The sequence below is a fragment of the Filifactor sp. genome (assembly GCF_057248345.1).
This window is the reverse complement of record NZ_DBHIIC010000026.1, coordinates 1-19,168: the sequence shown is the minus strand read 5'-3', so window position 1 is coordinate 19,168 and position 19,168 is coordinate 1. Positions and strand designations below refer to the sequence as shown.

The window sequence follows — 19,168 nt, the reverse complement described above, 5'->3', positions numbered from 1 at the left end:
TCTTCCGATCTATCAAAAAAGGTGCAGTAGGTAACACCGGAATCGCAACTCCTACCATCCCGATTGCAAGAAATAAAAAACCTGCTACTATATAAACTGTTTTCATAAACTTTCGATTGGCGGCATCTTACACCGTCAATACGAACTTCCCTCCTTCTCTATTTACAATAGGTAAATCAATCGAATACAGTTCAGAAATAAACTCAGTACTCACCACTTCATCAGGTTTTCCTTCAAACAGGATTTTCCCATCCTTCATTCCCAAAATGACATCGCTATAATGGATTGCCTGATTGATGTCATGAAGTACCATGACAATGGTCATATTTTTTTCTCGATTTAACCTCTGTATCAATCTTAAAATCTCAATTTGATAACGAATATCTAAATAGGTTGTCGGCTCATCCAAAAACAAAATATCTGTACTTTGAGCTAAGGCCATTGCAATCCATACCCTCTGACGCTGTCCTCCCGACAATTGCCCTACCGTATAGTCCTTAAAATCTGTCAATCCGGTAATATCCAAAGCTTCGTTGATGATTTTTTCATCCTCTTCTCTAAGACTCATTCGATAATGCAAAAAAGGGATTCTACCATAGGATACCAAAGTCGACACCTTTAAGTCTGCCGGTGCTGAGTTATTTTGGTGCACGATTGCAACATTTCTTGCAAATTCCTTCATCTTGTATTGTGAAACTTCTTTTCCATTCAAGAGAACATTTCCTTTTTGAGGTGCCAAAGTTTTTGTCAAAAGATGAAATAGAGTCGACTTTCCACAACCATTTGCACCCATTAAGGTAGTAATTTTCTTTCTCTTGAGAGCAAAGGAGACATCTTTAATAATTTCTTTTTTTCCATCATACGAAAAAGAAATATGATTAACTTCCATAGGTCTCTTCACTCCTTCTCAGTAAAAATATAAAGAACGGTCCTCCAAGTACTGCCATACTGACAGCGACCGGTATTTCGTAAGGAGCTGCAATCACACGTCCTAGGGTGTCACAAAGCAACATCAAAAATCCACCCGACAATACCGAAAACGGAATCAACAGTTTGTGATCTGATCCTACCAGCAGTCTTCCGATATGAGGAACAATTAAACCTAAAAAACCTACGACTCCTACAATCGCAGTTGTAATACTTGCTAAAAGAACTGCAATAAAGGAAACGAACATCCTCAAGTGATCGACATTGAGTCCAAGTGCACGAATCGTCTTGTCTTCCAGTGCTAAAAGATTGCAATATCTTGATATTCCAACTGCTATCATCAGACCGATTACCACATAAACGGTAAGTAAGCTGACGTCAGACCAAGTCTTCTGTGCAATATTTGCATTGACAATTGAGGCAACCCCTGCCTGTTTTGCTCCTACCATAACCGCGACGGAGTCCATAATTCCTGTAAAAACTGCATTGATGGCAATTCCGACGAGAATGACTCTAAGTGGATTCAGTCCCGATTTCCATGACAAAAGGTAGATGAGCATACAAGATACAATTCCTCCAATAAATGCAAACATTGGTGTCAATATATACATTTGTGGAAACAACATCAACAGGAAGACTGCAGCAAAACTCGCTCCTGAAGATACTCCTATAATACCGGGATCCGCCAAAGGGTTTTTCATCACTGCTTGGAACATGACACCTGATACTGCAAGAGAAGCTCCTGCCAGCATCGCTACAATGATTCTTGGAAACCTCAAATCATAAATAATCGCAAAACTCTCATCATATTCTACAAACAGACCTTTAAAAATCTGATTGTATGTGATATCTATGGTTCCGGCACGTATAGAATAAAAAAATAGTACGACATACGCCAAAATAAGAATTACAAAAACTGCCGTCTTTTTTTTCAACTATTCACCCTCTCTCCTTATGATAAAACTTTGATATCATCGAAAAATTAACTCATTTCATCCTTTCACCATTAAAAGATACACTCTATACCACTGCAAAACGGATACTGATAAGCAATCTTTATCTATACCTATGTTACTTTTCAAGATTCAACTCATCTTCAATGGACATGATTGCATCCTTCCATCTAAAGTCAGCCGACATATGAAAGAGGTTGTAATCCAAATAATAAACTCTTCCTTCTTGAACGGCACGAAAATGTTGCCAAATATCATTCGTTGCAAACTCATCCTTCATCTGTGCAATCACCTCATCCGGCATAGCATGCACCGTACAGAAAATCAAATCCGGATCCTGTTGAATCAAGTCCTCCGTATTGACATTCAAAAACTCTTCTGTCTCATGTGGATAAATATTTTTTCCACCTGCCATCTGCACGAGGTTACCCACATACGACTTATCCGTCGCTATCACATAAGAACCGGGAAGTCCCATCAAAATCAATACTTTTGGTTCCTTCTTCCCTTCTCGTTTTTTCTTGATTTCATCTAATGTATTGTGATAATCGTCCAATAAGTCTTTTGCTATCTCCTGCTTTCCATATTTTTCTCCAAGAAGCTCAACAGACTGATAGAGTCCTTCTACACTGGATACATCTAAAAAAGTATAAGGTAACCCTGTCTGTTCATAGCGTGATTTCAAATCAGGTTCCAAAGTCTTAGGACTTAAAATATCTGTAGGTTTCAAAGACTTTATGACTTCCATGTCGGGATTCATAGGTGCGCCTACTTCGGTTGCATTCTGATATCTTTCAGGAATTTTAAATGTCTTTGTCTTTGGAATTCCCACCAAATCTAAATCCAGTTTTTCAGCCAATTCGGCTGTAGCAACCGAAGTAGCGATGATTCTTGTATCTTGTGCTTCTCTTGAATTTGTTTCCGGATGTTGATTGACACATCCGGAAAAAATTGATACCACACTCAAAGTCAAGCACAAAGCAACTAATTTCTTCAACTATATCCACTTCCATTTCCATTTTGTTTGCATTTTTCCTTTATAAAGAGATTATTTGTCAGCAGGAGTACTCAGTTTCGTTGACAACTTCATTTTGTTAAACTTATCGTTCCCTTTTTTTACTTCTTTTTCCAAACTTTTTGCAAAGAAGATAACATCTCTTTCCATAGGCTCTACGTAAACCTTTATTTTCAACTCAGGATAATCGGAAGAAATTGAAAACTTATAGTCTCTCGTATCATTTTTCTTGTCATGAGCTTTTTCCTTGATTTTAACTTCTTTGTATTCTCCCTTGTTATTTTTAACATACACCTTAATGTTACTTACATACTTCTGAAGTCCGACTCTTATTGTCATATACTTCTGTTTCTTACTCTTTACATCAATCAAAAAATATTCTCCAAGGAGAGAACGGCTCATGGAATCTCCCAATGCAATCTGTGTGCCTCCATCTTCCGTTTTTCCAGTCTTAGGATTTGCATAACTGGTTTCATTCTTTACGCTATAACTTCCCTTCTCCAATCCAAATGAAAACGACGGAATCATAAGCGCGATAATACAAAGTGCCAACACTACTTTAATACGATATTGTTTCATTTAAACTTCTCCTTTCAACATAATTTCTAACCTAATAAAACGACTCCATTGATTGGCATTTCATACACCATTCAAATATCATTTGTTTTTGAAATAAAATCCATATTGCCATATTCTAAATATAATTTATGACAGTTCTCTACTATGCGATGTCAACCATTCATTAACTAATTCTGCCCGACTCCATTGATATGCAGTTATCTGCAATCGCCGTCGTCGAATTCCTATGTGAAACAACAACTACAGTCTTGCCTTTTGCAGAGTCTCTAAGAGATTTCAGAATCACACCCTCGTTCAAACTGTCAAGATTGCTGGTAGGCTCATCAAGAAACATAATAGGTGCATCGTGTAAAAAAGCACGTGCAAGTCCAATTCTCTGCTTTTCTCCTCCCGATAAACTATCTCCCAACTCCTTGACCTCAGTATCATATCCTTTTGGAAGAGAGAGAATGAACTCGTGAATCGAAGCCTTTTTCGCAGCTTCCATCAATTCTTCTCTACTCGCATCCGGCTTGGCAATCGCAATATTGTTAGCAATCGTATCTTGGAAAAGGAACGTTTCCTGTGTCATATAACTTTGATTTTTCCTTAATGAATTTGTGTTAATTTTTCCTACAGGTTGATCTGAAAAGCGAACCTGTCCCTCGGAAACATCCCAAAATCTCATGAATAATTTGAGCAAGGTCGACTTTCCACTTCCACTCTTACCTACAATTGCATGAATTTTATTCTTTTCAATATCCAAATTGAAGTTTTTTAATATCCATTCATCTTGATATTTGAACGATACATTATCGGAAACGATATTTCCTTCCTTCATATCTGCACCATTTGTAATGTCCTCTGTCTGAGGAACCTCATCCAACAATGCAACGACTCTTTCTCCACAAGCAAATGTAATCAAAAGATTGTTTGCCAAATTGCTCAGCGCAACGACCGGACCGTAGGAACTCATTGCCGCAAAGAGAGAGAGTAAAAGTTGAGGGAATGTAATAAACCCATTTGAAAACAAGTAGCCTCCAACTGCAATCTGCAAAAGAGAAAAGAACAAAATCGTAATTTCAGTAAGTGAAGTTGAAATTGCCTCATAGTCCTTCAATTGTTTGTTCAAGTCTTCCATTTCCGCCGTTTGATGATCAATGATATTCAAACGGACTTCTTGCTGATGAAATTGTAAAACTTCTTTCATTCCACGAATACTCTCCAAGAAATACGTATTCATCTTTGCAAATTTTTCTCGCTGGTATTTTCCTGTTTCTCTTCCCAATCGAGATATATAGAAAGGAATCCATCCTCCTATCACCAAATAGCTTAAGAGAGCAATTCCTGCCATCACAATCGAATGATAACCGATATAGGCTATCATAATGGAAGAGGTAAGAACTGCAATAGCTACCGGAGAAATGGTATGTGCATAGAATACCTCAAGCAACTCCACGTCGGAAGTAATCAATGCAATCAAATCTCCCTTATCCTTACCTTCCAGCTTTGCCGGAGATAGCTTTCGAAGAACCTCAAAAATCCGATCACGAATCAAGGCTAAAGTCATAAAGGCTAAAAGATGGTTGCTATATTGTTCCGCATATCGCAAAATACCTCTCAAAGCGCCCAGTAACGGAAGAAGGATCAATATTGTCTTCCATGATATTACCCTATCAAACCCTGCTGCCTCCAGTATTCCATATCCTCCCAATACAGGGATGAAGATTGAACAAAGAAATCCTGCAACCCCAAATAAAATTGCCGGTATTATAATCTTAAGCAGAGGTTTAACTAGACCGAGTAATCGTTTAATCAACTGATATCGACTCATCTTATTCAACGCTAACACCTCCATCTATCTTTTCCATCTTCTTTTGCGCTTGATACAATCTCTCATATACTCCATTTTTTTCAAGAAGTTCCTGATGACTTCCCTGTTCCTTAACAGCTCCTTCATCCAAAACATAGATTCGGTCGGAATCTACAACATTTTCCAAACGATGTGAAATCAAGAGCACAGTCTTCTCCTTTGACAAAGATTTGATAGCATCCATAATATACTCTTCACTCTCAGAATCAATATTAGATGTCGCCTCGTCAAAGATATACATCTCTGTATTATGAAGAATTGCCCTTGCCAAAGCTAAACGCTGTCTTTGTCCTCCGGAAAAATTGCCTCCACCTTCTGATAACAAGGTGTCCAAGCCATTCTGTTCCATTAGAAACTCATACAGACGAACTTGCTTCAATACACGATACATTTCCTCATCAGTTGCTTTTGGAGAGCTGATTAAGAGATTTTCTCGAATAGAACCTGAAAACAAATAACTGTCATGACCAACCACAGTAATATGCTTCGCAATACTCTCCGTTGAAATGTCCTTCTGTTCTAATCCGTTTATCTTCAAACTTCCTCTATAATTAGAATATCTTCCGCTAATCAGAGAAGCGATAGTACTTTTTCCTGAGCCGGAGCCTCCAACTATTGAAACAAAAGACTTGTTCGGAAGTTCAATTGATACTTCCTTAAGAATCTCTCTGTTCTCATCGTATGAAAACTCAATGTTTTTCATTGAAATGTCAATTTTTTCTCCTTCTATTGTCGCATGACCACGCTCCGGAATCGGAAGGTCCAAAAGAGAAAAAATCTTTTTCTTCGCCGACATTCCATTCATTGCAATATGAAAGAACGAACCAAGCCTTCTCAAAGGAATAAAGAATTCAGCCGACAACATAATGATAACAAAACTCTGTGCAATACTAATCGTTCCCTTTTGCAGTTCCAAAAGTGCAAATAACGCTCCAAGACCTGCTCCTCCAAAAGCAATAAAGTCCATAATCGTTGTAGAATTCAACTGCATCGTCAGTACTTTCATTGTAATTTTACGAAAGTCCTCCGCATTTTCATTCATTTCATGATGTTTACGTTCATCTGCAAGATAAATTTTCAGAGTTGTCAAACCACGTATATTATCCAAAAAACCATTTCCCATATTCACATAGAGAGCCCAGTATTTTTTGAACAACTTTCCGGCTATTTTATAAACTGCCATAATAGACATTGGAATTAAAGGAACGCATGTCAGAAGAATGATTGCCGGTTTTCTGCTGATTGGAAATATGAGTATAAATAGTAAAATCGGCGCTAACAAACTGTAAAAGAATTGAGGTAGATATCTGCTGAAATAAATCTCCAATTGTTCCACACCCTCTAACGAAGTCTGAATTAAATCCGATGTTGAGATCTTTTCGTTATAAGCAGTTCCAAGTTCCAAGACCTTTTTGTAAATCAGTTCACGCAAAATGCTCTTTACTTTTGCTGAAGCCAAATAAGAATACTTCGTCGACATCAAAGTAGCAGTGTAACGCAAAACAAATACTCCTGCCACCAGCAACACTGACATCCATACAGAAGTCATCCATACCCCGTGTTCATAGAGACTGTTTAAGCCATTGCCAATAAAAAATATAAAAATCACATTTGCAACCAAACTCAAAATATAGCATAATACTGTCAAAGCAATGTACTTCTTTGAAGAAGGCACCAAGCTCAAAAGACGTTTGTCAATCAAAATATAACTCCCCTTTATCTAAACATTTTTAATTTAGAGGATTCTTCCCCTTTAACACCTTATACCGAAATCGTTATATACGATTTTCTGTTCTTGTATTTTAGAATAGTATATATTCTATATATTCTATATATTCTACGCGAAAAAACGCAAAAAATCCACAAAACACATGGTTACATCTCCTTATATGGAATCAAGACTATCTTTTTCTCGGCGAATTCAAAAGGAGTACATGTCTTTATTTTTCAAGAATAATTCTTTCTCTAATCTATGATTGAAAATTTATTATTTTAGAAATAAAAACCTCATCTTGTTAGTATAAACGATTATTTATTACGATTATGACAATTTCTAAATATAGGTCGATAATCGTTATCATAAAGTTTACAATACTTCTCTTATAAAATCAATCTTAATTTATGATACATTGAGTATAACTGCTCTCTAATTATTGAATTTACAACAATTTTTATTAAAAAATTTTTTTCAGTCAATTCAGAAAATGATTTGAATATCATTTTTATGATTCATGTTTACATCTTATTATCAATTCAATCTGATAATACAATTTGATATTGCACTTCATCTCCCCCGTTGAACTGTAATCACTCGTTTCATCCTCCCGGTAAACCTTATTTTTTTAATCTACAATTTTAATGAATCTGTAAAATATGACTTTTTGATATAATGAAAGTGAACAAAAAATGAGTTGATTTAAGTTTTTAAATACGGTTTATAAATAGTGTTCATCACTCTTTCAAACGAGTCTTACAACAGACACTTTCCTGAACCATTAAATACTCGCTCAAAAAAATCGGATATCCAGCGAGAGCCTGACATCCAACTTGATGTTGTAATTCTATTCTTGGATATTAGAATACTATTTTGTTTACTTTATATTCAATTGTCTTGGAAAGGCCTCTTTACTCATTCTACCCCACATATGATTGATGTAATCATAGGTAAAATATTTTTCATAATGATGATAATAGAATGCTCCTTTTTCTGTCAATTCATACACTCCGTCTCTTTCTGTCAAAAATCCGATTTTTTTTGCAAAAATCAACTCCAAACCGTATATTTTTTTTAAATCTTGACAAAAAAACTCTTGAAATTCCTTGCAATCCACTCTCATAGAATAGAATTTCCAAAACAAATAATAAATCATTCTCTGTCTCACAGTAAAATCTAATGTCAATGAAGTTGGCATCTGTTCGCTCTTCAAGCGATTGATATATTCTTCAACGGAAAATGTATTGATTTTGAATATCTCGTCCAAACAAGTTGTTGCAGATGCTCCGAATCCCAAAAAGTTATCTCTTGTCATCGAAGAATAGCTCGCTCTACCATCTTTCGAAAAGGTCCAAATAGAATCTCTTATATAACCTCTTTCTTCACAATAATCCGTTATCTGCTTTAACAGTGCTCGTTTTTCCTTTTTAGAAAACTCTTGAATTCCCGATTCCAAAAATCCAAAATCAATAAAAGGATAGATGGCAATGTGATTTGCACCGTTTGAAAATGCAAGTTCAATATCTTTCTGCAAATCTTGAAATGTTTGGTTGGGTAATGCAAAGATAAAATCCATGGCAACTGTTTCAAAAGAAACTTTTTGCAATGCATCAAACATTGTTTCGAATCGATTTTCTTTTCTTCCCAAAATTCCCAAAAATTTATCTTGAAAAGATTGAATTCCGATACTGATTTTTGTAACTCCCATATCCGATAATTTTTGCAACGTTTCTTCCGTTACGTTGCTTGGATGAAGTTCTATCCCGATTCCCTGTGAAATTTTAAAGTGAGATGTGAGCGAATCAATGACTTCTCCCAACCTATCAATTGCCAATGCAGGTGTTCCACCACCAAAATACAGACTGCTGACTACTTTTTTTGCCTGTCCACCAGTTACCAATGCAATCTCTTTAAGCAAATAGTCGATATATCGATTCATCTTTTCTGTATGATACACCTCTTTGCAATACGGACAAAACTTGCAAATAGATTTGCAAAAAGGTATATGCACGTACAATCCCAACCGTTTGGTATCTTGATAATCTAATGTATTAGTATACTCATTCTTAAATTCAAAGCCTTTTACCGATTTTGTAAGCCACATTCTTGTAGCACTTGTTATCATTCCCATAGCAACCTCTAAATATATTTAAAATATGTACGAAACATATCCACAATGATTTTTATTTTTCCACTAAATAGAAGAGTATATTCCGCTACAAAAAAATATCCGCACTTCTGACACAATCCCTCTTCTTCAATACATCTTCCACAAACGGAAATTTTGCCGTCTTCTAACACAACACACTGATAACACGGTGTAGGAAAATTGTTATGAACTACATATGGCAATGCACTCTTAAGATTAAAAATAGGATAGTTTTCTTCCATTAACAACGATATTTCCTCTGCAAGCTGCTCCTTATCCTCCAATGTGAGTTGAATTTCTTCTGTTCCGAGATAGGGGGTATGAAAATTAAATGACACCGCTCTGACATTTTTCAATTCTTTTGCCTTGTCACAAACCTTTCGCACCTTATCTTTGTTCAGTTGATTGATTGCCATATAAAAACAAATATTGTTCCTCGATGCAGCTTGAATGTTTTTCATAATCAAATCGTAAGTATCTCCACGAATGGCATTATGTGCATCTCTATCTCCGTCCAAACTGAGTAAAATCAAATCTGCCTCCGGTAAATTCAGCGAAAAAGTTCCATTGGTTACGACATTTACAATCAAAAATCCCATCTTTTTTGCCTCTATCACCAAATCACGAACTGTTTTGCCATCGTCTTCCCAAAGAAATGTTTCGCCACCACAAAAGAACAAAATGCGAATCCCCATATCGTATAATCGTACCATCTCACGTCTTATCTTTTCATAAGGATGGATGATTGCCGTAATATTGTTGACTGCACAATGTTTACATTGTAAATTACATTTATCTGTCAAAATAATTGTCCCTAAAATAGGATCTTTTTTTCGAAAAATCACGGTTTTGATCCCAAATTGCATAAAATACAAAAAATCTTTTGTTCTCACTGCTCTCACCATTCTCCCTTTATTCTTCGTGATACAGTATTGTCTCTGCACAAAAAATATCTTCGCATAACCTAAAAATTCTTGTGATAAGAATATCATTCTTTACCAAAAAAATCATGGAAAAATATACAAAATCTCTTTTCTTCTGTTCTTACAAATGTATGCCTCTTGTTTTTACAATAGATTCTACTCTTTTTTGTAGCAAGAAATTTTGTTTTTCAAACAATTTATTCTATAATAAAAGTATCATTGTAAACTGAAAAATACAAATAGACAGCAAAAAATGAAACGATGAATCAAGATTGTATAGGAATAGTTGTAATACTAAAAATCTTAACACCAAACATACAAGGAGGAATCTGTTATGCCTTTTCGAATCATACAAAACGATATTACTACCATGAAAGTGGATGCTATTGTCAACGCTGCCAACAAAACTTTGTTAGGTGGAGGAGGTGTTGACGGTGCCATTCACAGATGCGCCGGTCCGGAATTACTCAAAGAATGTCGTACCCTGCACGGTTGTGAAACCGGCGAAGCAAAAATCACAAAGGGGTATCGTTTACCGGCATCCTATGTCATCCACACAGTAGGTCCGATTTACGTCGACGGAAAGCACAACGAACGACAACTGCTGACACTCGCATATCGCAACTCTTTACATCTTGCAAAAAACCACCATCTTCACTCTATTGCTTTCCCGTTGATTTCGTCCGGCATTTACGGATATCCGAAAGAAGAGGCGATTGAAGTTGCAATCTCAACTATCAAAGAGTTTTTGGAAACGGATGATATGGATGTCACCCTTGTAATCTTTGACAAAAAAGACATTCCTATCGGCAAAGCATACGTTGATGAAATCAAAGAATATATCGACGAGCACTACATCGCATCTTATCACAAAAAAGACAAAAGAAATCTAAACCTTCCCGTTTTAGAAGAACGATGCCTTTTTGAAATGGAAGAAGGTGCTTTTCTACAGAAACCTATTTGTTCCACAACTGCTTATGAAAAATCATTGGAGGATTGTATTTCCAATTTAGACGAAAGTTTTTCCGAGTCCCTCTTTCACATCATTGACGAAAAAGGATACCTTGATACACAAGTCTATAAAAAAGCGAATCTTGACAGAAAGCTGTTTTCGAAAATAAGAACAAATCGTGACTATCGTCCAAGCAAAGAGACTGCAATCGCACTGGCAATCTCCTTGCAACTGAATTTATCCGATACACAAAATCTCCTTGCAAAAGCCGGATACACCCTTTCGAACTCAAACAAATTTGATGTCATCATCCGGTACTTTATTGAGCATCATATTTTTGATATTTACAAAATCAATGAAACTTTATTTTCTTTTGATCAAAAACTTCTTGGATAAATGTCTCTTTTCAAACGACCTATTCTGTTTCAACTTACTCTATACTGAACTTACATCAAATAAGAGTAGGAGGAATCACAATGAAAAAAAATGTTACAGAATTGGTTTTTATTTTAGATGAAAGCGGTTCGATGGAACCTTTGACAACAGATACCATCGGAGGTTTCAACTCCATGTTGGCAAAGCAAAAAAATGAAACAGGCACTGCGCTTGTGACAGCCGTATTTTTTCACAACGACTCAAAAATCGTACATGATAGGATTGATATCAAAAAAGTTGACCCTCTCACCGACAAAGAGTATGTTCCGGGAGGATGCACCGCATTGATAGATGCTCTTGGAGATACGATTACACATATCGAAAAGATTCACAAATATATCAAAGCAGAAGATGTTCCAGGCAAAACTTTGTTTATTATTTCAACGGACGGAGAGGAAAATGCAAGCCACAAGTATACTTCTGATGAAATCAAACAAAAAATACGCCACTTGCAAAAACATAAAAATTGGGACTTTATCTTTTTGGGAGCGAATCTTGATGCTGTAGCAACTGCAAAATCTTACGGGATAGAAGAAGAAAATGCGGTCACTTTTCTAAATGACAAAAAAGGAGTAAAACTGAACTACAAAGTGTTGGAATCCGCCATTTCAAACTATAGAAACAACAACAAACTATGCGCAAACTGGAAAGAAGAAATTGAAGCAGATGTCAAATCAAGAGAATAACATATCCTACCAAATTCCGGTAGAAATGGTATCGCTTTGAATCAAAAACAACTTCATCTCAGCTTATCATCATGAAAGTAATGAGAATAGAATGTCAGAGATTCCTAACAGATACTACTGTCTTAAAAGTGAATGTTGAAACTTAATAGAATTATCAAAAATTTAAAAAATATCCTGCAACCTTTTTCTGCGTCAAATGACGGGAACAGAGGTTGCAGGATATTTAAAAATAAAACGATAGGTCACAATTTGATAACAATCGTATCAGTACAAATCCGATTACTTCTTAGGAAACCAAGGAAACACCCGGTTTACTTTTTTCATATAAGTAAGGTACTCTTGACCATATTGGTTGATTAGCCATTTTTCTTCTGTATGTTTCATCAAAACCGTAAGATAAAACCAAAAAATCGGACACAAAACGAAAGCCCATATATCATGTCCCAATAACAAAATCCCTGTACAAATAAATATCCATGCAGAATAAATTGGATTTCTTACATAGGCATATACGCCATTAGTCACCAATCTGTTTTCTTTCAATCCTTTGACAATATCAGAATGAAGCAGACTAAAAGCATACAAAATCACACCTTCTACAATCAACAGGATTGCGAATACGTTCATAACAGAACCGAAATTATCAAAAAGGGCTACATAAAGTATCTTTTGGTTCGATAAATATCTTGCCGACATTGTCATCAAAAGAATACTGATGACATAGATCGGTCCGACTCCAAAAAATGGTAAGTGTTTCTGATTTGTTTGATTCAAGGTTCTGACCTCCTTACTTTCACGAAAGATTACTTTCTATCATTCACTTTTTCTTTGAGCAAATGATTCAAAATTTACAAATTTTGCACCCTATCCATTCGATGAATGATTTACAGATTATTTATTTTTTATTACTAAAATAGAAACAGATACGCTCACAAACAGTAAAAAAGGATAAAACAAGAACGGGATAATGTTAAGCGCAGTGATTCCTGATATGCTTGCGGCAATCAAAAGTTGTGCACCGTAAGGAATGATTCCCTGTCCCACACAAGAAAAGGTGTCCAACAAGGACGCCGTTTCTTTCGGATCAATATCATAGTCCTCGCTGATTTCTTTTGCAATCGGTGCCGCCATCACAATTGCTACTGTATTATTTGCCGTCGCAATATCCATAAGCAACGTTAAAATACCAATTCCGAAACATCCTCCGGTATGTCCTTTGAACACTTTGCGAATCAAATGTAACAACCACAAAAAGCCTCCGTTTTCTTTAATCAAAGCTCCGATTGACGCAACCAAAATTGTCACAACCATTGTCTCAAACATTCCGTTCGTTCCCATTCCCATGGACGAAAATGCTGTTGCTACTGTAAGTGAACCGGTTCCCAATCCGACAATCAAAAACAACACAATTCCCATACAGAGAACCCCAAACACATTCAAACCGGTTATTGCTGCTCCCAAAACAATAAAATAAGGAAGAACCTGCCAAGTGTTGTACTCAAAATTTCCTATTGATGCTATCTGTGTGTTGAATGAGAAAGCAATTAAAATGGCCAATGTCAAAAGTGCCGCCGGCAACGCAATCTTGAAGTTCGTGCTAAATTTATCTTTCATCTCAACACCCTGTGTCTTTGTTGCAGCAATCGTTGTATCAGAAACAAAAGAGAGGTTATCTCCAAACATCGCACCCCCGACAATGGTTCCGACACACATCGGTATTCCCAAACCCGAACCTGTTGCGACATTGACAGCAATGGGTACCAATACTGTAATGGTTCCGACGCTTGTTCCCATTGCCATTGAAATCAAACAGGCAATCAAAAACAATCCGGGAAGTGCAAATTGTGCCGGCAAAATACTGAGTAACAAGTTTGCCGTGCTCTCGGCACCTCCAGCCTCTTTTGCAATTCCACTAAAAGCACCTGCTACAAGGAAAATAAAGAGCATAATCGTTATATTTTCATCACCGATTCCCTTTGCACATATCTTAATTTTTTCATCAAAAGAAAGCGTTCTGTTTTGTAACAACGCAACAATGAGAGCAATCAGAAACGCAACCACGACCGACATAATATAAAATCCCATTCCACCTTCTACAGGATGTATGTACTCAAAATAAATACCATTTCCTAAGTATATCACCAAAAACACCACAACCGGCAACAACGCAATTCCATTTTCCTTTTTATCCATAAATTTTCCACCTGTTCTATTTTTGAAACACAATTACTAAATTGAATGCAAAACTACGATAACACTTCCCATGTTCTTCTTACCTTATGATAAAAAACTTCTATCATATCATCTTCCTATTCACAAATCTATTGTTCAGTATATCATGTTCCGTAAAAATACCAAAGTATATTCTATACGATATTAGCATTTTTTCAACCAACAAACTATTCTCTATAAAAAAGGATTCTAACACACGGTAAAAAGTATGGAATTCACTACAAATAGCAAAAAAATCGCATCTTATAAAAACTATCTGTCCTCTTTTTCAAACAATGACCAAATCATTTTTTCGTTGCCTACCTTAAAAACATATCCTACAGCAAGCAATACCAGCGCTACAACTATTGCAATTGTTCTTCTGTCACTGTTCGATGAAAACAAACAACTCAACAAAAGTCCCACACCTGCTCCCGAAAAAGAATCTGCAACACTGACTCTCTTCTTTATTTTTTGCATCATTCTAATCGAACAATACAAATTATCGTCCGCCTTTTCCTTAAACTCAGATTGCTCCAACTTTTTAGCTGAAAAAAACTCATTTATCGTAATTTCCAAAGTTTGACATAAAAGCGGAATGATAGAAATATCAGGCATATAGTTGCCATTCTCCCATCTCGAAACCGTTTTGTTTGTGACACCAAGTAGCTCTCCCAATTCCAATTGAGTAAGATTTTTTTCTTTTCGCAGTTCAGAAATAAAAATTCCTATTTGTTTTTGGTTCATAGTATCCCTCCTTTTATAAGAAGATTATATACAAAACTATCTTATTTTTGTTCCTCACAAAAAGCGAATTCTTCTTATTTCAATATTTTTTCTAATATTTTTCCACAATGCTCTGTATCAATCATCAAAACAAAGTTGAAAGATATTCTGTCAAGTTAACATTTATGGATGTTTTCATATAAGTGTCTCTTTTATCTCAAAAGGTTTTCTTATTGCTATCTTTCGTAACTGTATGATAAACTTTTGGTAAGAATAGTATAGATTGAAATGATACCGATTGAAAGGATGATTTTTATGAAACTACGCTCTACTTTTGCAGTGATTGATAGGGAAATATACAGAAAAAATATCCGTTTGATCCAACATCAGATTGACAAGGATACCGGCTTAATCCTTGTTCTTAAGGACAACGCCTACGGGTTGGGAGCAATAGAATTGGCTCGGGTTGGAATGCAAGAAGGCGTTTCTTGTTATGCTGTTGCCAATTTATATGAAGCACTTGAACTGAGAAAACTTGATTCCGATATTCGAATTATCGTTCTCGGATATATCAACGAAGATGCCCGAACAATTGCATTGCAATATGACATTGATGTGGTAGTTTGGACAAAGGAGCTTGCGCTCTCTTACCAACAATTAGCCTTTTCTTCAGGTAAACAAGCTCGCATTCATATCAAGGTAGATACCGGATTGAGTCGTCTCGGCTTTCTTCCTAATGAGAAATCGTTAGCTGTTTTGGAAGAGATTTCCAAGATGGAACATCTTACTATTGTGTCTACTTTTTCTCACTTTGCCTGTACGGAAACAGACGATGATGATTTTTCAAGAGGACAGCTTTCAACCTTCCTGACATTTGTAGATAGTATGAAAAAAAGAGGGATTCAGCCCGGATTCATTCATATGGCGGACAGTGCCGGAATTGTAAAATTTCCGGAATCTCACCTTGATTTTGTTCGTTGTGGAGCACTGGCAATGGGCTCCATGACAGGAATGGATGTTGTAAAATCGTCTGAACAGTATCCTACGGAAGAAATCATTTCTCTTTATAGCCAAGTTGCCAGAGTGCAGGATTTTGTCAAAGGAACAAGCATCGGATATGACGGCACCTATTTTGCCGACCATGATATCCGAGTAGTGACGGTGCCAATGGGATACGGGGACGGGTTATCTAAAGACTTGTCAAACTCTATGCAAGTTATCATCAATGGAAAGAAAGCAAAGAGTGTCGGTGCATTTTGTATGGATATGGCAATGTTTGATGCCACAGGAATTGACTGTAAAGAAGGAGATACGGTCACTATCTTGGGACAAGATGGGAATGAGAAAGTAAATCTTCACGATTGGTCAAAATTATGTACCTCTTCTTCCACCTTTTTACAATCTATGCTACGAAACAAAATTCCAAGAGAATATAAGTAAAGGGAGCCTTTCGGCTCCCTTTTTGATGATATCCTTTTATTTTCAGTTCTTCATCAATCTAAAACGAATATGATTCATCGGAAACAAATGGGACAATGTTTCGCCCACCGCCATCAAAGCTCCCTATTTTATCAACTTATATCGTTTCAGAACTTTGTTTCATCATCAATCCTAAGGCTCTACCGGAGTTTCTCAAAACAAACGGAAAATATCTCTGTTTGTAAAATGTGCGAAACTCTTTTGTAAGCATCCGTTCAGAACTAGATTGATAAACCGTTTGTTTAAACTATCTCTGATACACAATTGTACCAAAACTCACCGGCTATCTATTATTCTGTTGTTGGCACCTTTCATCTCATCATTTTTCAATCCTGTCTCATGCTTCAAAAACTCATCCTCACTAACCAGATTCGAGAGTTTCGATACCGTTTCAGTCTCATAGCTATGACGAGCATCCGGATTTCGATAATACAGATATGCAACCAAAAAGTATACAAATCCTGCAACCAACAGAGGCCATCTACTATCTGACGAGTCCTCAAAATTACCGAATATCGCAATCAGTATTCCTATGAGTTCTATCAGTGCGCTTATAGCAATCAGTTTCGGCATATAAATCGGTACACTTCCCATGGTTTCTTTGGTTCTTGCATTCACTGCAATATAGTGAAGACGTCCTTCTTTTCCTTTTTTTTGATGATAACTGTATAACCATACCGGTAGATATGCAGCTTTCCATTGTTGCCCTTCTACCTCAAGCTTCTTTTCATCCCAGCGAACTCCTCTATCATACTTTCTGATAGTCGAGTTTGCTTTGAACTTTGCAACATCCGTTGCTTGCGCCATTACAGTATGTTCCAATTGATCGACATTGACATCTCGGCGTTCCGAAGTATAACCTTTCAAATAATTTGCATTCCATTTCACACAATTCTCTGTATCAAACGGCATAATCGAGTTGATAATATTGGTTGTCTTCTTTTTATTTTTTTTATTCAACTTATCTGCACTTGATTCTATCGAAAGTTCCTTGATTTCAATATCGAATTTTCGGCTCACATGATACAAGTCAGCATCATATCTATATTCCTTCTTATCATCCTTGGAACCGACTTCGTACATGCGAACCAACTCTTCGCCTTCTCCCTCAAAGTAAGCATGTCCGTTGACATCGACCAACAAATAAGGCAAGTAGACTCCCATGATATTTTCTGTTGTGAATTCTTTTCTGAAAGTTGGATGTGCAAAGAATTTTCTTTTTGCAACAAATTTTTCAATTTCTTGTTTCGCATCCTCTTTTTTGATAGAGAAAGGCAATACGACATCAGGAATACTACCGTTTGGAATTTGAGTATTGATAGAAAGTGTATTTCTACACCAGTGACATCTCGCCTGTGCAGATTCACTTGTATCTATTACAACCTCGGCACCGCAACTCTCACATTTCAGAGTCAACATGTCATCTGCATCTGCTACAATATTTTGTGCTCCCGAACTTACTACCTTTCCTTTAATGTCAGACACATCCTCATGCATTCCGGTGAGTGCTTGAGGCTCGAATTCATGTCTACAAAAATTACATCTCAATTTACCGGTATTCTGGTTGAGAGAAATATCCGTTGCTCCACAGAGCGGACACTTATCCTGTCCGTTCTTAGCTCCCTCATCTGTTCTGATAATAACAGTATCATCTACCGGATTACTATTTTCCTGTTGTTGATTATCCATTAAAGTATCTTTTTCATCCATCATATCCATACCACCCTTGAAAGTTATTCTTTATATAGAAAATATGGAGTTTTTTTGAACATATCACTCTCAGAAATTTAAATCTTAAACAGACTAATCAAACCGACTATCTACAGATTCATTGTTGCAACCCTTAATGACAGGATTACTCAACCCTGTTTCATGTTTCACAAAATCATCCGTGCTGACCAGATTCGACAGTTTCGATACCGTTTCAGTCTCATAGCTATGACGAGCATCTGAATTGCGGTAATAGAAATATACCAATGCAAAGAAGATAAATCCTGCCAACAAAAGAGCCCATCTTGCTGCTGAGTCATCTTCAAAGTTAACAAATATGGAAGTCAAAATCCCCAAAATCTCTACTAAGATACTGACAGCAACCAGTTTTGGTATATGAATCGGTACACTACCCATGGTTTCTTTGGTTCTTGCATTCACTGCAATATAGTGCAGTATTCCATTATTTCCCTTTTTTTCTTGAAAACTGTATAACCATACCGGTAGATATGCAGCTTTCCATTGTTGCCCTTCTACCTCAAGCTTCTTTTGTTCCCAACGAACTCCTCTGTCATACTTCTCAAGAGTACTGTTTGCTTTAAATTTAGCCACATCTGTTGCTTGTGCTATTACAGTATGTTCCAGTTGATCGACATTGACATCTCTACGTTCTGAAGTATATCCTTTCAAATAATTTGCATTCCATTTCACACAGTTCTCTGTATCAAACGGCATAATTGAGTTGATGATATTAGTTGTCTTCTTTTTATTCTTTTTATCCAACTTATCTGCACTTGATTCTATTGAAAGCTCCTTGATTTCAATATCAAATTTTCGGCTCACATGATAGATCGGAA

Annotated in this window: 16 protein-coding genes and 1 pseudogene; 3 read left to right on the top strand and 14 right to left on the bottom strand. The window is 36.4% G+C overall.

Annotation, left to right across the window (positions count from 1 at the left end; translation table 11 throughout):
- The 9 genes from ACO5GE_RS05610 to ACO5GE_RS05570 form a co-directional block, all read right to left on the bottom strand.
- On the bottom strand, positions 1–106 hold a 106-nt coding region (locus tag ACO5GE_RS05610), incomplete at its 3' end, for a DUF454 family protein (RefSeq protein ID WP_484829945.1).
- A gap of 21 nt (positions 107–127) precedes the next feature.
- Positions 128–889, bottom strand: a complete 762-nt coding sequence (locus tag ACO5GE_RS05605; protein WP_484829943.1) for an ABC transporter ATP-binding protein — start codon at positions 887–889, stop codon at positions 128–130.
- A complete protein-coding gene (locus ACO5GE_RS05600; protein WP_484829942.1) occupies positions 879–1,862 on the bottom strand; it encodes a FecCD family ABC transporter permease in 984 nt (327 codons plus the stop codon). The genes ACO5GE_RS05605 and ACO5GE_RS05600 overlap by 11 nt, the downstream gene beginning before the upstream one ends.
- A gap of 136 nt (positions 1,863–1,998) precedes the next feature.
- On the bottom strand, positions 1,999–2,877 hold the full coding sequence (gene isdE / locus ACO5GE_RS05595; RefSeq protein WP_484829941.1) for a heme ABC transporter substrate-binding protein IsdE: 879 nt from the start codon (positions 2,875–2,877) through the stop codon (positions 1,999–2,001).
- Between the two features lie 51 nt (positions 2,878–2,928).
- Complete coding sequence (locus ACO5GE_RS05590; RefSeq protein WP_484829940.1) at positions 2,929–3,474, bottom strand: heme-binding Shp domain-containing protein; 546 nt, start codon at positions 3,472–3,474, stop codon at positions 2,929–2,931.
- A 163-nt stretch (positions 3,475–3,637) separates the two neighbouring features.
- Positions 3,638–5,287, bottom strand: a complete 1,650-nt coding sequence (locus ACO5GE_RS05585) for an ABC transporter ATP-binding protein (RefSeq protein WP_484829944.1) — start codon at positions 5,285–5,287, stop codon at positions 3,638–3,640.
- A 1-nt stretch (position 5,288) separates the two neighbouring features.
- Positions 5,289–7,028 carry an ABC transporter ATP-binding protein/permease gene (locus tag ACO5GE_RS05580; RefSeq protein ID WP_484829939.1) on the bottom strand — a complete coding sequence of 580 codons (1,740 nt, stop codon included), beginning with the start codon at positions 7,026–7,028 and terminating at the stop codon, positions 5,289–5,291.
- A gap of 889 nt (positions 7,029–7,917) precedes the next feature.
- Positions 7,918–9,171 carry a coproporphyrinogen-III oxidase family protein gene (locus ACO5GE_RS05575; protein ID WP_484829938.1) on the bottom strand — a complete coding sequence of 418 codons (1,254 nt, stop codon included), beginning with the start codon at positions 9,169–9,171 and terminating at the stop codon, positions 7,918–7,920.
- An 8-nt stretch (positions 9,172–9,179) separates the two neighbouring features.
- A complete protein-coding gene (locus ACO5GE_RS05570) occupies positions 9,180–10,094 on the bottom strand; it encodes a radical SAM protein (RefSeq protein WP_484829937.1) in 915 nt (304 codons plus the stop codon).
- Positions 10,095–10,446: 352 nt separating this feature from the next.
- Here ACO5GE_RS05570 and ACO5GE_RS05565 point away from each other — a divergent pair, with 352 nt between their 5' ends.
- Positions 10,447–11,460 (top strand): O-acetyl-ADP-ribose deacetylase, encoded by a 1,014-nt coding sequence (locus ACO5GE_RS05565; protein ID WP_484829936.1) that lies wholly within the window; start codon positions 10,447–10,449, stop codon positions 11,458–11,460.
- Positions 11,461–11,540: 80 nt separating this feature from the next.
- Complete coding sequence (locus ACO5GE_RS05560; RefSeq protein WP_484829935.1) at positions 11,541–12,185, top strand: vWA domain-containing protein; 645 nt, start codon at positions 11,541–11,543, stop codon at positions 12,183–12,185.
- Positions 12,186–12,464: 279 nt separating this feature from the next.
- Here the strand turns inward: ACO5GE_RS05560 and ACO5GE_RS05555 are convergent, their stop codons facing one another.
- From ACO5GE_RS05555 to ACO5GE_RS05545, 3 genes are all read right to left on the bottom strand, one after another.
- Positions 12,465–12,959 carry a methyltransferase family protein gene (locus ACO5GE_RS05555; protein ID WP_484829934.1) on the bottom strand — a complete coding sequence of 165 codons (495 nt, stop codon included), beginning with the start codon at positions 12,957–12,959 and terminating at the stop codon, positions 12,465–12,467.
- A 117-nt stretch (positions 12,960–13,076) separates the two neighbouring features.
- Positions 13,077–14,378, bottom strand: a complete 1,302-nt coding sequence (locus tag ACO5GE_RS05550; protein ID WP_484829933.1) for a Na+/H+ antiporter NhaC family protein — start codon at positions 14,376–14,378, stop codon at positions 13,077–13,079.
- A 291-nt stretch (positions 14,379–14,669) separates the two neighbouring features.
- A complete protein-coding gene (locus ACO5GE_RS05545; protein ID WP_314024425.1) occupies positions 14,670–15,143 on the bottom strand; it encodes a helix-turn-helix transcriptional regulator in 474 nt (157 codons plus the stop codon).
- Positions 15,144–15,437: 294 nt separating this feature from the next.
- Here ACO5GE_RS05545 and alr point away from each other — a divergent pair, with 294 nt between their 5' ends.
- Positions 15,438–16,562 (top strand): alanine racemase, encoded by a 1,125-nt coding sequence (alr, locus tag ACO5GE_RS05540; RefSeq protein ID WP_484829932.1) that lies wholly within the window; start codon positions 15,438–15,440, stop codon positions 16,560–16,562.
- A 315-nt stretch (positions 16,563–16,877) separates the two neighbouring features.
- Here the strand turns inward: alr and ACO5GE_RS05535 are convergent, their stop codons facing one another.
- Both ACO5GE_RS05535 and ACO5GE_RS05530 read right to left on the bottom strand, forming a co-directional pair.
- Positions 16,878–18,314, bottom strand: coding sequence for a TFIIB-type zinc ribbon-containing protein (locus ACO5GE_RS05535; protein ID WP_484829931.1), 1,437 nt, complete (start codon positions 18,312–18,314; stop codon positions 16,878–16,880).
- A 90-nt stretch (positions 18,315–18,404) separates the two neighbouring features.
- Positions 18,405–19,168: pseudogene (locus ACO5GE_RS05530) on the bottom strand (TFIIB-type zinc ribbon-containing protein); the annotation flags it as partial.

Coding starts and splice junctions, on each gene's coding strand:
- ACO5GE_RS05605 (WP_484829943.1), bottom strand. CDS start 889: ATGGAAGTTAATCATATTTCTTTTTCGTATGATGGAAAAAAAGAAATT.
- ACO5GE_RS05590 (WP_484829940.1), bottom strand. CDS start 3,474: ATGAAACAATATCGTATTAAAGTAGTGTTGGCACTTTGTATTATCGCG.
- ACO5GE_RS05585 (WP_484829944.1), bottom strand. CDS start 5,287: ATGAGTCGATATCAGTTGATTAAACGATTACTCGGTCTAGTTAAACCT.
- ACO5GE_RS05575 (WP_484829938.1), bottom strand. CDS start 9,171: ATGGGAATGATAACAAGTGCTACAAGAATGTGGCTTACAAAATCGGTA.
- ACO5GE_RS05570 (WP_484829937.1), bottom strand. CDS start 10,094: ATGGTGAGAGCAGTGAGAACAAAAGATTTTTTGTATTTTATGCAATTT.
- ACO5GE_RS05565 (WP_484829936.1), top strand. CDS start 10,447: ATGCCTTTTCGAATCATACAAAACGATATTACTACCATGAAAGTGGAT.
- ACO5GE_RS05560 (WP_484829935.1), top strand. CDS start 11,541: ATGAAAAAAAATGTTACAGAATTGGTTTTTATTTTAGATGAAAGCGGT.
- ACO5GE_RS05550 (WP_484829933.1), bottom strand. CDS start 14,378: ATGGATAAAAAGGAAAATGGAATTGCGTTGTTGCCGGTTGTGGTGTTT.
- ACO5GE_RS05545 (WP_314024425.1), bottom strand. CDS start 15,143: ATGAACCAAAAACAAATAGGAATTTTTATTTCTGAACTGCGAAAAGAA.
- alr (WP_484829932.1), top strand. CDS start 15,438: ATGAAACTACGCTCTACTTTTGCAGTGATTGATAGGGAAATATACAGA.
- ACO5GE_RS05535 (WP_484829931.1), bottom strand. CDS start 18,314: ATGATGGATGAAAAAGATACTTTAATGGATAATCAACAACAGGAAAAT.